Origin of the sequence: Rhizobium leguminosarum, assembly GCF_010668065.1 — a bacterium.
GTDB classification, from domain to species: domain Bacteria; phylum Pseudomonadota; class Alphaproteobacteria; order Rhizobiales; family Rhizobiaceae; genus Rhizobium; species Rhizobium leguminosarum_S.
In genome coordinates this window covers 23,711-37,943 of record NZ_WUEN01000018.1, presented here as the reverse complement: position 1 = coordinate 37,943, position 14,233 = coordinate 23,711, and the positions used below count along the sequence as shown (strand labels likewise).

Annotated in this window: 11 protein-coding genes; 4 read left to right on the top strand and 7 right to left on the bottom strand. The window is 62.2% G+C overall.

Annotated features, from left to right (window positions below; all coding sequences use genetic code 11):
- The first annotated feature begins 166 nt into the window (after window positions 1-166).
- Window positions 167-1,447: a 4-aminobutyrate--2-oxoglutarate transaminase gene (locus GR198_RS31420; protein ID WP_164070235.1), complete on the top strand. Its 1,281-nt coding sequence runs from the start codon at window positions 167-169 to the stop codon at window positions 1,445-1,447.
- 66 nt (window positions 1,448-1,513) lie between these two features.
- Window positions 1,514-2,995, top strand: a complete 1,482-nt coding sequence (locus GR198_RS31415; protein ID WP_029873780.1) for an NAD-dependent succinate-semialdehyde dehydrogenase — start codon at window positions 1,514-1,516, stop codon at window positions 2,993-2,995.
- A 56-nt stretch (window positions 2,996-3,051) separates the two neighbouring features.
- Here GR198_RS31415 and GR198_RS31410 read toward each other — a convergent pair whose 3' ends face one another.
- The gene (locus tag GR198_RS31410) at window positions 3,052-3,261 is read right to left on the bottom strand and encodes a SlyX family protein (protein WP_011649924.1); all 210 of its coding nucleotides are present in this window, start codon (window positions 3,259-3,261) and stop codon (window positions 3,052-3,054) included.
- 181 nt (window positions 3,262-3,442) lie between these two features.
- On the opposite strand from GR198_RS31410, the gene uxaC reads away from it, so the two are divergent.
- Window positions 3,443-4,858: a glucuronate isomerase gene (uxaC, locus tag GR198_RS31405; protein WP_164070234.1), complete on the top strand. Its 1,416-nt coding sequence runs from the start codon at window positions 3,443-3,445 to the stop codon at window positions 4,856-4,858.
- On the top strand, window positions 4,855-6,309 hold the full coding sequence (locus GR198_RS31400) for a mannitol dehydrogenase family protein (protein WP_164070233.1): 1,455 nt from the start codon (window positions 4,855-4,857) through the stop codon (window positions 6,307-6,309). Before uxaC ends, GR198_RS31400 begins: the two co-directional genes overlap by 4 nt.
- 371 nt (window positions 6,310-6,680) lie before the next feature.
- On the opposite strand, the gene GR198_RS31395 is transcribed toward GR198_RS31400, so the two are convergent.
- The 6 genes from GR198_RS31395 to GR198_RS31370 form a co-directional block, all read right to left on the bottom strand.
- Window positions 6,681-9,131, bottom strand: coding sequence for a GcvT family protein (locus tag GR198_RS31395; protein ID WP_164070232.1), 2,451 nt, complete (start codon window positions 9,129-9,131; stop codon window positions 6,681-6,683).
- On the bottom strand, window positions 9,132-10,007 hold the full coding sequence (locus GR198_RS31390; RefSeq protein WP_164070231.1) for a phosphotransferase: 876 nt from the start codon (window positions 10,005-10,007) through the stop codon (window positions 9,132-9,134). It abuts the gene before it with no gap.
- A gap of 174 nt (window positions 10,008-10,181) precedes the next feature.
- Window positions 10,182-11,258 (bottom strand): ABC transporter ATP-binding protein, encoded by a 1,077-nt coding sequence (locus tag GR198_RS31385; protein ID WP_029873785.1) that lies wholly within the window; start codon window positions 11,256-11,258, stop codon window positions 10,182-10,184.
- Between the two features lie 32 nt (window positions 11,259-11,290).
- Complete coding sequence (locus GR198_RS31380; protein WP_204337285.1) at window positions 11,291-12,388, bottom strand: Gfo/Idh/MocA family protein; 1,098 nt, start codon at window positions 12,386-12,388, stop codon at window positions 11,291-11,293.
- The gene (locus tag GR198_RS31375) at window positions 12,388-13,275 is read right to left on the bottom strand and encodes a carbohydrate ABC transporter permease (protein WP_024323117.1); all 888 of its coding nucleotides are present in this window, start codon (window positions 13,273-13,275) and stop codon (window positions 12,388-12,390) included. The genes GR198_RS31380 and GR198_RS31375 overlap by 1 nt, the downstream gene beginning before the upstream one ends.
- A complete protein-coding gene (locus GR198_RS31370; RefSeq protein WP_017962699.1) occupies window positions 13,268-14,227 on the bottom strand; it encodes a carbohydrate ABC transporter permease in 960 nt (319 codons plus the stop codon). Before GR198_RS31370 ends, GR198_RS31375 begins: the two co-directional genes overlap by 8 nt.
- Between the last annotated feature and the right edge of the window lie 6 nt (window positions 14,228-14,233).

Below are 14,233 nucleotides of genomic sequence, written 5' to 3'. Positions count from 1 at the left end.
GAAACTGTCCCCGATTCCAATCGCCCCAGAGCCTCCATCAAAAAGCGTGATGTTTGAAGCAAAAAATGCCGCTTGATTTCTTGCAGGAAAAATGTAGGTGTTTTATACACATCTTGCAGGAATTATACAAGATAACTTTCAAACCCTTTCAGCGCAGGAGCCATCGATGACCGCGACAAGCCTTACGGACCGGAAGAACGCAGCCATTTCACGCGGCGTCGGCATGACGACCCAGATCTATGCGGATCGCGCAGAGAATGCCGAGATCTGGGACAAGGAGGGCCGCCGCTACATCGATTTCGCCGCCGGCATCGCCGTTCTCAATACCGGCCACCGCCATCCCCGGGTCATCGCAGCGGTCAAGGATCAGCTCGACCGATTCACCCATACCTGCCATCAGGTGGTGCCCTATGAAAGCTACGTACACCTTGCCGAACGACTGAACGCGCTGCTGCCTGGTGATTTCGAGAAGAAGACGATCTTCGTCACGACGGGTGCCGAAGCGGTCGAGAACGCCGTCAAGATCGCGCGCGCCGCGACCGGCCGCTCGGCCGTCATCGCCTTTGGCGGCGGCTTCCATGGCCGCACCTTCATGGGCATGGCGCTGACCGGCAAAGTCGTGCCCTACAAGGTCGGCTTCGGCGCGATGCCGGGCGACGTGTTCCATATTCCCTTCCCGGTCGAGCTGCACGGCGTCACCGCCGATCAGTCGCTGGCGGCACTGAAGAAGCTCTTCGCAGCCGATGTCGATCCGCAGCGCGTCGCCGCCATCATTATCGAGCCGGTACAGGGCGAAGGCGGCTTCTACTCCGCACCCGCCGCCTTCATGAAGGCGTTGCGCGAGCTCTGCGACCAGCACGGCATCCTGCTGATCGCCGACGAGGTGCAGACCGGTTTTGCCCGCACCGGCAGGATGTTCGCAATGGATCATCACGAGGTGGCGCCCGACCTGACGACGATCGCAAAGAGCCTGGCCGGCGGCTTTCCGCTCGCCGCCGTCACCGGCCGCGCCGCGATCATGGATGCGCCGGGACCGGGCGGGCTCGGCGGCACCTATGGCGGCAATCCGCTCGGGATCGCCGCTGCCCACGCCGTGCTCGACGTCATTGCCGACGAAGATCTCTGCAATCGCGCCAACCAGCTTGGCGGACGGCTGAAGCAGCGGCTGGAATCATTGCGCGAGACGGTGCCGGAGATCGTCGATATCCGCGGGCCGGGCTTCATGAACGCCGTCGAATTCAACGACCGGACGACGGGACTGCCGAGCGCGGAATTCGCCAACCGGGTGCGGCTGATCGCGCTCGACAAGGGCCTGATCCTGCTCACCTGCGGCGTCCACGGAAACGTCATCCGCTTCCTCGCGCCGATCACCATCCAGGACGAGATCTTCGGCGAAGCGCTCGATATTCTCGAGGCCTCCATGCTGCAAGCAAGCGCGGCCAAGTGATCGCACCCGAACTGGATTTCAATGGCTGCCGGCAACCGGCAGCCGCACTCCCAAGGAGGATATGACATGGCTTTCACCAGCGCACTGACCAAGCACGTTCCCTTCTCCTCGCCCTTGCTGCGCGATGCCGGCTATATCGACGGCGTCTGGACATCAGGCGATGCCACGAAGACTTTCGACGTGCTGAACCCGGCAACCGGCGAGCTGCTCGCCTCGCTGCCCGATATGGGCGCGGCCGAGACGCGGGCGGCAATCGATGCGGCCCATGCCGCCCAGCCGGGCTGGGCTGCCCGTCCGGCCAGGGAGCGCAGCGCGATCCTGCGCAAATGGTTCGACCTGATGGTCGCCAATGCCGACGAACTCGCGGCGATCCTGACCGCCGAAATGGGCAAGCCGTTCCCGGAAGCGCGCGGCGAGATCCTTTATGCCGCAGCCTATATCGAATGGTATGCGGAGGAAGCCAAGCGCATCTACGGCGAGACGATCCCCGCGCCTTCCGACGATAAACGGATGATCGTCATCCGGCAGCCGGTCGGCGTCGTCGGCACGATCACGCCGTGGAATTTCCCGGCGGCGATGATCACTCGCAAGATCGCCCCGGCGCTTGCCGTCGGCTGCACCGTGGTCTCGAAGCCCGCCGAACAGACGCCGCTGACGGCGATCGCGCTTGCCGTGCTCGCCGAGCAGGCCGGCATTCCGGCCGGCGTCTTCAACGTCATCGTCGGGGTCGACGGTCCGGCGATCGGCCGCGAGCTCTGCGGCAATGAAAAGGTGCGCAAGATCAGCTTCACCGGTTCGACGGAGGTCGGCCGTATCCTGATGCGGCAGTGCGCCGACCAGATCAAGAAGGTGAGCCTAGAGCTCGGCGGCAACGCGCCCTTCATCGTCTTCGACGATGCCGATCTCGACGCTGCCGTCGAAGGCGCAATCGCCTCCAAATACCGCAATGCCGGCCAGACCTGCGTCTGCGCCAACCGCCTCTACGTCCAGTCGAACGTCTACGACGCCTTCGCCGCCAAGCTTGCCGCCAAGGTCGCCGAGATGTCGGTCGGTGACGGCTTCGAGCCGGGTGTCGTGATCGGGCCGCTGATCGACGAGCAAGGCCTTGCAAAGGTGGAAGACCATGTCAGCGACGCGCTTGCCAAGGGCGCCAAGGTGCTGACCGGCGGCAAGCGCATCGACGGCGCCGGCACCTTCTTCACGCCGACGGTGCTGACAGGCGTTGCGCGCGGCATGAAGGTGGCGCGCGAGGAGACCTTCGGGCCGGTGGCGCCGCTCTTTCGCTTCGAGACAGTCGAGGACGTCATCGCCCAGGCCAATGATACGGAATTCGGTCTTGCCGCCTATTTCTACGCCGGTGATCTGAAAAAGGTCTGGCGGGTGGCGGAAGCGCTGGAATACGGCATGATCGGCATCAATACCGGCCTGATGTCATCCGAGACGGCGCCCTTCGGCGGCATCAAGCAATCCGGCCTTGGCCGCGAAGGCTCGCGGCACGGCGCCGACGACTATCTGGAAATGAAATATCTCTGCATCGGCGGCGTTTGATCCGCCGCCTCATGGCGCAAGAAACCCAACGACACGCGGCATTGCGCCGCGTGTCGTCAATAATGCGGCGGGCGGGTGATCGCTGGCGCGTCCAGCGACTGCTCCTCCAGCGACAGGAAGCGTTCGGTCAGCCGGTCGAGCTTGGTGCGCATCTGCTCGACGGTCTTCCATTGCTCGGCGAGCTGATCGGAAAGCTCTTCGATCGTCTTTGCCTGGTGGGCCAGCATTTCTTCCAGCCGGGTGATGTGGTTCGTCTCGTCGGACATCGGATCCTCCTCTACCGGGACCGGCAGAATATGACGTTCTGCAAAGCGGAAATTGGTCGCCTCGTCAATGCTTTCCATGCCCGGCGCGGCCACGCGCAAAACTGTACCGTTTGGTTACTAAAAGACCTTGCCGCGCCTGATGTTGTGGGGTAGGCCAGTTATCCATCTGGGAGGAATACTGATGGATGCAGGAAACGGCTTTCTTCATCCGGACCGGCTTTTTCCGGCTGATCCGGCAACACGGACTATCGCGCGCGACCTCTACGAGACGGTGCGCAATCTTCCGATCGTCAGCCCGCACGGGCATACCGAACCCTCCTGGTTCGCCGACGACAAGCCGTTCGAAGACGCGGCCTCGCTGCTGGTCATTCCCGATCACTATCTCTTCCGGATGCTGCACAGCGTCGGCGTCACCTTGGACGAGCTCGGCGTGCCGCGGCTCGACGGCAAACCTGACGCAACGGGACGGGCGATCTGGCGGACTTTTGCCGCGCACTACCACCTTTTCTGCGGAACGCCTTCGAGCCTCTGGGTCGACCACGCCATGTCGGCCGTGCTCGGCTGCACCGAGCCGCTGACATCAGACAATGCCGATGCGCTCTACGACCATATCAATGCCCAGCTTGCCCTTCCCGAATTCCGCCCGCGGGCGCTGCATCAGCGATTCGGCATCGAAACGATCGCGACGACGGATGGAGCGCTCGATCCTCTGGCGCATCACCAGAAGATGGCGGCCGACGGCTGGATCGGCAAGGTGCGCACCACCTACAGGCCGGACAGCGTCACCGATCCCGATGCTGTCGGCTTCCGCGACAATCTCATTAAGTTCGGAGAGATCACCGGCGTCGACGTCACGCGTTGGGACGGCCTGATCGAGGCGCATCGGCGCCGGCGCGCCTATTTCCGCCAGTTCGGCGCCACCGCGACCGATCACGGCGTGCCCACGGCCTTCACCGCCGACCTGCCGCTTGCGGAAAAACAGGCGCTGCTCGACAAGGCGCTGAAGGGTCCGCTTTCGGCCGAGGAGGCCGAGCTCTTCCGTGGCCAGATGATGACCGAGATGGCCGGGCTTTCGGCCGAGGACGGCATGGTGATGCAGATCCATGCCGGCTCCAGACGCAATACCGACCGCGGACTTTTCTCGACCCGGGGCCCCAATATGGGCGCCGATATCCCGACAAGCACCGACTGGGTCGGCGGCCTGAATGCGCTGCTATCAAAATATGGCCACGCACCGGGTTTGCGTGTGCTGCTCTTCACGCTCGATGAGACGACCTATGCGCGCGAGATGGCGCCGATGGCCGGCCATTGGCCCTGCCTGATGATCGGCCCGCCCTGGTGGTTCCACGACAGCCCGCTCGGCATCCGCCGCTACCTCGACCAAGTCGTCGAGACGGCGGGCTTTGCCAATATGGCGGGTTTCAACGACGATACGCGCGCGCTGCTATCGATCCCGGCCCGGCATGACGTCTGGCGCCGCGAAGTCTGCCGCTTCCTTGCCCAACTCGCCGCCGAGCACCGGATCTCCAAGCGGGAAGCCGAGATCGTCGCGGGCGAGCTCTCCTATGGCAATGCAAAGAAGGCCTACAAGCTGTGACCGAACGACTGCAGACCCTTTCCGGCCTAGCCCCGACGGCGAAGCTTCCCGCCTATGACCGCAAACAGCTGAAAAGCGGCATCCTGCATCTCGGGCCGGGCGCCTTTTTCCGCGCGCATTTCGCGCCGTTTACCGATGCAGCACTTGCCGCAGAGAGCGGAGACTGGGGTATCGAGGTGGCGAGCCTGCGCACTGCCGATGTCGCCGATCACCTGAACGAACAGGACGGCCTCTATACGATGCTGATCCGCGATACGTCGGGCACGGTGGCGCAGGTGATCGGCCCCATTTTGCGGGCACATGTGGCGACCCGCGATCCGGCGGGACTGCTCGATCGGCTGGAAGATCCTGCAATCCGCATCGTCAGCCTGACGGTGACGGAAAAGGCCTATGGCATGGATACCGCGACCGGAGGGCTCGACCTCAACCATGCCGACGTGGCGGCCGACCTTGCCAACCGCCATGCGCCGCGCGGCGTCATCGGCTATCTGGTCGAGGGGCTTTCCCGGCGCCGGGCCAAGGGCATCGCCCCCTTCACACCGCTCAGCTGCGACAATCTTCCGAGCAACGGCGCCGTCCTGAAGCGGCTGGTTCTCGATTTTGCCGAACGCGTCGATCCGCCGCTTCGCCGATGGATCGAGGAAAACGTGCCCTTTCCCTCGACCATGGTCGATCGCATCACGCCTGCCAGCACGGAGGCGACCTACCAGGATGCCGAACGGCTGACGGGACGGCAGGATCTGGCGGCGATCGAGACCGAACCCTTCACGCAATGGGTGATCGAGGATCATTTCGCCAATGGCCGGCCGGCCTGGGACAAGGCCGGCGCGCTGATGGTCACCGATGTTTCGGCTTACGAGAAGATGAAGCTCCGGATGCTGAACGGTGCCCATTCGCTGCTCGCCTATCTCGGTTATATCGGCGGCTATGAATTCATCCGCGACGTGATGGACGATGCGGCCCTGGCAGCACTTGCCTATCGCCACATGCATGCGGCCGCGCGTACGCTCGATGCGGTTCCGGGCATCGATCTCGATGCCTACGCCAGCGAATTGATAGCGCGCTTTGCAAACAAGGCGATCGCACATCGCACCTATCAAATCGCCATGGATGGCACGCAGAAACTGCCGCAGCGGCTGCTGGAACCGGCAAGCGAGGCGCTGGCGCATGGCGACAGGGCGGAGACCTATGCGATCGCCGTTGCGGCATGGATGCGTTATGCGATCGGCGAGCACGGCAATGGTGAGCGCTACGAATTGCGCGATCCCCGTGCTGGCGGAATCGCTGCTCTCATCGCCGATATACCGCGCACCGGCCTGGCGATCTCGGCGGCTCTCTTCACCCTTCCCGGACTTTTCCCGGCGGCTTTGACAGCCCACCGGGCCTGGGCGCAGGATGTGGCTGACAAGCTGGAGATCCTGATCCAGGACGACCGGTTGCCGCTTTTCTGAGGCTTGGAACCGCTGGCGCAGGCTCTGCTTCAGCCCAGGAGAGTCGTTTTGCGCAAGTATAGTAAGTCACGCCAACGCGGGGTGGCTGGGTTCTTGCAATGAGAGGGCGTGCCGTGGTCGCCCCCCTCTGCCCTGCCGGGCATCTCCCCCACAGGTGGGGAGATTGGCTAGACGCAACGGCTTCCCCAAACAATCAGCGTCCAGCCCGACGAAACGGTAGATGAGTAGGAAGTTTAGGCTACTTGCGATCTCCCCACCCGTGGGGGAGATGCCCGGCAGGGCAGAGGGGGGCTCACACGGCGTGCCCTCTCCTCGTCATCTCTGTCCTCAAAGCTTCGCTCGAAGGCAAAGAATGAGGTAATTCGAGTTCGTCAGGCTTTCACCCGCGCCATATCGGGATCGTAGAGCGGCGACAGCGATACCTTGCAGGGGATGCGTTGCCGCGCCACATCAAGCTCGTAGGTGCCGGAGAGAACGAAATCTTCCGTCACGCCGTCGGGGTTGCGGACGTATCCATAGCCGATCGGCTTGCCCAGCGTATAACCGAAGCCGCCGCTCGACAGCCAGCCGACGCGTTTGCCGTCGCGATAGATCGTTTCGCGGCCGAGCAGCACGGCATCGGCATCCTCGGGGACGAAACAGGCGAGGCGCTTCTTGACGCCTCCCGAAAGCTGCCGCTCGATCGCCTCACGGCCGCGGAAGGCAATGCTCTTCCGCATCTTCACCGCCCAGCCGAGACCGGCCTCAACAGGCGTATGGTCGGGACCGATATCCGACCCCCAGGCGCGATAACCCTTTTCCAGGCGGCAGCTCTCGATCGCGCGATAGCCGGCATTGACGAGGCCGAGCTCGCCGCCTGATGCCATCAGCACGTCATAGACCGTGGTCGCATATTCAACGGGAACATGCAGCTCGTAACCAAGCTCGCCAACATAGGTGATGCGTAGAGCCCGCACGGGGCAGCCTGCAATGCCGATGGTCCTGACCTTGCCGAAGGGGAAGGCCGCATTCGAGACGTCGCTGCCCGTCACCTTTTCCAGCACGGCGCGGGAATTCGGTCCCATCAGCGACAGCACGGAATAGGCGGATGTGACGTCGACCAGCTCGGCCTGCATCTCCGCCGGGATATTGCGTGCGATCCAGTCGAAGTCATGGGTGGGGAAACCGGTACCGGTGACGATGTAATATTCGTTCTCGGCGATGCGGGCGACCGTCACGTCGCATTCGATGCCGCCCTTGTCGTTCAGCATCTGCGTGTAGACAAGCGAGCCGACCGGCCTTGCGACATCGTTGGAGGCGATCCAGGACAGCGTCGCCTCGGCATCCCTGCCCTTCAGCACGAATTTGGCAAAGGAGGTCTGGTCGAAGATGACGGCCGCCTCGCGCACGGCCTTATGCTCGCGGCCGACCGCGTCGAACCAATTCTGCCTGGTGTAGCTGTAGATATCCTTCGGCTCTTCGTTGGCGAAGAGATCGGCAAACCAGTTCGGCCGCTCCCAGCCGAGCTTTTCGCCGAAACAGGCGCCCTGCGCCTTCAGCCGGTCATAGAGCGGCGATTTGCGGCAGGGGCGGCCGCTTGAATGTTCCTCGAACGGCCAGGCCATGGTGTAATGTTTGCCGTAGGCTTCGAGCGTGCGTGTCCGCACCCAGTCGGTATCGAAATGCGGCCGGCCGAAACGGCGGATATCGACCGGCCAGAGATCATAGGGCGGTTCGCCCTTTGTCACCCATTCGGCAAGCGCCATGCCGGCGCCACCGGCCGAGGCGATGCCGAAGGCGTTGAAACCGGCGCCGACGAAGAAATTCTTTAGCTCCGGCGCCTCGCCGAGAATGAAGTTGCCATCCGGCGTGAAGCTTTCCGGGCCGTTCAACAGCTGCTTGACGCCGACGTTTTCCAGCGCCGGAACGCGGCCGAGCGCCTGTTCCATGATCTGCTCGAAATGGTCGAAGTTGCTGTCCAGCAGCGTGTAGTGGAAACCGTCGGGGATGCCGTTTTTCGCCCAGGGAATGGGATTCGGCTCGTAGCCGCCCATGACGATGCCGCCGACCTCTTCCTTGTAATAGGTCAGGCGATCGGGATCGCGCAGCGTCGGCAGGTTGGAGGGCACGCCGAAGGATTCGGTGATGATGTATTGGTGCTCGACGGAGACCAGCGGCACGTTGACGCCGAAGCGGGCGGCGAAGGCACGCGTCCATTGACCGGCACAGACGACGACGCGTTCGCATTCGATGCGCCCTTGCGCCGTGATCACGGCACGAATCCTCCCCTTGTCGATTTCAAGGTCGAGGACTTCGGTATCCTCGAAGATCGAAACGCCCGACATGCGGGCGCCCTTTGCCAGCGCCTGGGTGATGTCGGAGGGATTGGCCTGACCGTCGGTCGGGAGGAAGGCGGCACCGACGAGATCGTCTATTGTCATCAGCGGCCAGAGATCGAAGGCTTCCTGCGGGGTCAGCAATTGCATTTCGAGGCCGAAGGACTGCGCGGTGGTCGCTTGGCGCCTGACCTCGGTCCAGCGTTCCTCGTTGCAGGCAAGGCGCAGGCCGCCATTCATCTTCCAGCCGGTGCCGAGGCCCGTTTCCTCTTCCAGCCGCTTGTAGAGATCGACGGAATAGCCGAGAAGCTGGGTGATGTTGGCGCTGGTGCGCAGCTGGCCGACGAGGCCGGCGGCGTGGAAGGTGGTACCTGACGTGAGCTTCTTGCGCTCCAGCAGAACGGTATCGGTCCAGCCGAGCTTGCCGAGATGATAGGCCGTCGAGCAGCCGATGATGCCGCCGCCGATGACCACGGCTTTCGCCGTCTTCGGTAATTCCTTCGTCATTTATTGGTCCTGTTCAAAGGCTTGATAGGCGCGCTCGAAGCGCGCGAGATTTTCGGCCGTATAGCCGGCGTAATCGAAATCGATGCTGGAATGAATTTCCGAAATCATGCTCCAGAGCGTCTCGCGCAGCAGCGAGGCGCATTTCATCGCGGCGTAGCGCCTGTTGAGATCATCGGTCAGCGGCCGGTCGAAATAGGTCTCCAGCATCGTGCGCTCGGCCGCTTGCGAGAACTCGTTGTTGGAGGCCAATCCGCCAAGATCGAAGAGCGGCGTGTTGAAACCGGCATAGTCCCAGTCGATCAGCCAGAGCCGTTTGCCGTCATCGAGAAAGTTGGCGGCCAGCAGGTCGTTGTGGCCGAAGGCGATCTCGAAAGGCCCTGCCGCTTCTTCCAGCGTCTCAGCCCTGCCGACGAGCCCCGGCAGCAGAGGAAGATAGCTGCTCGCCGACGCCTTCAGATTGGCGGCGTAATCTCGGATGACGTGGAAGACCCAGAAGATCATCGCCTGGCCGCGGAAATGCCGGGCGATGTCGCGATGGCAGGCGCGCACCAGCGGCAAGACCCGGGCGAGCATTTGCGGCGTCCTGATATCCTCCGGCGAAAGCGCCCGCGCCTCGATATATTCGAGCACCAGCACGCCCGGCGAATGATGGATGACGGCAGGCGAAATGCCGGCGGCATGCGCCGCGCGGCTTGCGGCAAGCTCGTTCTGCCTGTTGATGTGATGGATCGGAATATCGGTGCCGAGCCTGACCACGCAGCGCGCGACGGCATCGCTGACCAGATAATTCCTGTTGGTGATGCCGCCTGCTATCGGCGAGATTGCGATCGGCCCCTGCCAGATGCCAAGCGCATGAATCCTATCTTCAGGCGTCATGCTCAACCCCCTTGCGGCCCCTCGCGAAATGATGGGCCAGAGGAGGATCGGCTGTCAAGCAGCCGCCATAGCGCCGCGCGTCTTTTCAGACGCGCAAAGGACGCTGTAACACTTTTAAATTACTGCATAATTTATCCTTAAATCGATTCCGATTTAAGGAATTATGCCGTGGGGTCAGATCGTCTTGCCGGCCGCGTCGAAGACGTGACAGCGGGCCGGATCGAAGGAAGCCTTCACATTGGCGCCGCGCTCGACCTTCTGCTGGCCGTCGAGCGCGACGGTCAGAAGCTGGTTATCCGGCGTCGTGGTGTAGAGCATGGTGGCGCCGCCGAGATTTTCGACGAGATCGACGTTGACGGTCGAGAGCGTGATTGCGCCTTCGGCCAGCGAAAGATGTTCGGGGCGGATGCCGAAGGTGACCTCCTCCCCCGCCTGGCCTTTCAGTCGGCGCGGCAGGCGTACGGAATTGCCGCAGACATGGATGCTGGTTTCGGTCTCGCCGACCTGCTCGATGCGGGCCTTCAGAAAATTCATCTTCGGGCTGCCGATGAAACCGGCGACGAAGCGGTTGGCCGGGTTGTTGTAGAGATCGAGGGGCGCGCCGACCTGCTCGATACGGCCGGAATTCAACACCACTATCTTGTCCGCCATCGTCATGGCTTCGACCTGGTCATGGGTGACATAGATCATCGTATTGCCGAGGCTGCGGTGCAGGCGGGAGATCTCGACGCGCATCTGCACGCGCAGTTCGGCATCGAGGTTCGACAACGGCTCGTCGAACAGGAAGATACGTGGCTCGCGCACGATGGCGCGACCGATCGCGACACGCTGACGCTGGCCGCCGGAGAGCGCCTTCGGCTTGCGCTCCAGCAGCTTCTCGATCTGCAGGATCTCGGCGGCGCGTTTCACCTTCGGCTCGATCTCGGTCTTCTTGTAACCAGCCGTCTCAAGGCCGAAGGCGAGGTTCTTGTAGACCGACATATGCGGATAGAGCGCATAGGACTGGAAGACCATGGCGATGCCGCGCTTTGCGGGCGCGACTTCATTCATGCGCTCGTTGTCGAGCAGCAGCCCGCCGCCGGTGATCTCCTCTAGACCGGCGATCATGCGCAGGAGGGTGGATTTTCCGCAGCCCGAGGGGCCGACGAAAACGACGAATTCGCCGGGATCGATCGTCAGGTCGATGCCATGGATCACGTCCATCGCGCCGTAGCGCTTCTCGACCTTCTGAAGAACGACACTGGTTGCCATCTTCTCAAAACCCTCTCTTTTTATTTTGTCGGTTACTTCGTTCTTGCGCGCCAATCGGCGTATTTCGGGCTGTCGGGACCCACCGGCAGCGGCACGTCAGCGCCGCTGTCGGAAGACTGGTAGATGGCGGTGACGAGTTCCAGCGCGCGGCGGGCGTCCCGGCTCGTTACCGGCAGCGGCGCATGGCCACTCAGGAACGCATGGAACTGGCCCATCTGCGTGGTGAAACGCGGCGCGACCGGCTGCCAGTCGCCAACCACCTTGTCGATCTGCTCCCGCACGTCGTCATTCGCAGCGATGATCTTCCAGGGGTCTTTGCCGGGGGTATAGGGCTCGTGGCTGCTTTCGAAAGTGACATTCTCGAAGTGCAGCCTGAGCCGGCTAATCTGTTCCTGCGAACCAAGCGTGCAGGACAGCGAGACAAAGGCGCCGCTTTCCATCAGCAGGCTGGCGGAGGCACAATCCTCGACCTCGATATCGTTGACGCGGGTGGCGACGCGGCCGAAGACCCTGGCCGCCGGACCCATCAGATGCATCAGCATGTCGTGCAGATGCAGCGCATGGGTGACGAGCACGCCGCCAAGTTCCGTCGCCCATTTGCCGCGCCAGGGCACGGCGTAATATTCCGGCTTGCGCAGCCAGAAGGTTTCGACCGAAGCGGTATAGGGCTTGCCGGCAATACCGGCGTCGATGATCCGCTTGGCCTTCTGAATGCCGTCGCCGTAACGGTACTGGAAGATCGGCATCAGCACGCCTTTGGCGGTCTTTTCCGCTTCCATGATGGTATCGACGGCGGCAAGCGAGCCCGTCAGCGGCTTTTCGCAGACGACATGTTTACCGGCGGCAAGTGCTGCGACAACCTGTTCCAGATGAATGCCGGGAGGGGTGCAGATATCGATGATGTCGATCGTGTCGTCGGCCAGCAGTTCCGCAAAAGAGGTGGTGCGCCGTTCGATGCCGAACTCGTCGCCGACCGCTGCCATGCGCTGCTCGTTCAAGTCGCAGATCGCCACGACCTTGAACTTGTCGGAATGCGGCAGGTAACCCTCGACGATATGGGAGCGGCCGATGCCGCAGCCAACGATCGCGACTGTCCTGATGCTCATGTCGCTCTTTCCCGTCATCGCCATCAACGCTTCATGCCCGTCGTGGCGATGCCCTCGATCAGCAGGCGCTGGAAGAACAGGAAGAAGAAGAACACCGGCACGAGCGTCAGGGTCGACATGGCGAACAAACCGCCCCAATCCGATGCGCTGGTGGAATCCACGAAGGTGCGCAGGCCGAGCTGGATCGTATAGGTGTTCATGTCGTTCAGGTAGATCAGCGGACCGAAGAAATCGTCCCAGGTCCAGATGAAGGAGAAGATCGCAGCCGTTGCCAGCACCGGCAGCGACAGCGGCAGCATGATCTTCCAGTAGATGCGCCAAGCGCTGCAGCCGTCCATCATCGCCGCCTCGTCCAATTCGCGCGGAATGCCGCGGAAGAACTGCACCATCAGGAAGATGAAGAAGGCATCGCTTGCCAGGAACTTCGGCACGACAAGCGGCAGGATGGTGTTGACCCAGCCGAGATCGAGAAAGAGCACATATTGCGGGATCAGCGTCACGTGATAGGGGATCATCAACGTGCCGAGCATGATCGCGAACCAGAAATTCCGGCCGGCAAAACGCAGCCGCGCAAAGGCGAAAGCCGTCAGCGAACAGGCGATGACATTGCCCGTCACCACCAGCAGCGAGATGACCAGCGAATTCCAGAAGAACCGGCCGAAGCTGACATCGAGGCCGACCCAACCGCGCGCATAGGAGGAGAAATCGATCGACGACGGGATGAGCGAAGTCGACGAGAAGATCTCGTTTTCCGGCCTCACCGATGCCGAAACCATCCATAACAGCGGATAGAGCATGAGGAGTGAAGCTGCGATCAGCAGGGCGTGGATGATGAGCGACGCCGGCAGGCTGCGTTTGGTGATGTCGGATGGCGGCCTGGCCGCGGTGACGGAAGCGGTCATCTCAGTCATCGTAGTGCACCCAATAACGCGAGGTCAGGAAGGAGAAGGCGGTGAAGATCGCGATGATCACCACCAGGATCCAGGCGAGCGCCGAGGCATAGCCCATGCGGAAATTGCCGAAGGCTTCCTGATAGAGGTAGAGCGTGTAGAACAGCGTCGAGTTGATCGGACCGCCGGTGCCGCCTGATATGATGAAGGCCGGCGTGAAGGCTTTGAAGGCATCAATCGTCTGGACGACGGCATTGAAAAAGATCACCGGGGTCAGAAGTGGCAGCGTGATCTTGTAGAATTGCCGGAACTTGGAGGCGCCGTCGAGGCTCGCGGCCTCATACATATCCTGCGGGATCTGACGCAGGCCGGCCAGGAAAATAATCATCGGCGAGCCAAACTGCCAGACGGACAGCGCCACCAGCGTATAGATCGAATAGTTCGGATGCGAGATCCAGCTCGGACCTTCGATACCGAAATACGAAAGCGCGGCATTGACGAGGCCATCGCTGGCGAAAAGCTGGCGCCAGAGCACGGCGATCGCCACGCTGCCGCCCAGCAGTGACGGCAGATAGAAGATGGCACGATAGACCGACAGCCCGCGCAGGCCGCGGTTCAGCGCCATGGCGACCAGCAATGCGAAGGTCAGCTTGAACGGCACTGAGAAGACGACATAGGTCAAGGTGACATACATGGCGGCCGAGAATTTCGGATCCGCCGTGGCGATGCGCACGTAATTCGCCATTCCCACCCACCGCGGCGACTGAAGCATGTCGAAGTCGGTGAAGGAAAGGTAGAGCGAAATCAGGGCCGGCCCGAGCGTCAGCCCGAAAAAGCCGATGAGCCATGGAAGAAGGAAGAGATAGCCGGGAGCATTGGCATTCCAGAGACGCTTGAAGCGTCCTTCGGCCACGGCCCCCTGATATCTTTCCACATTGATGGCCCCTGCGGGCGTGCGCATCGCATTGCTCATACGGGA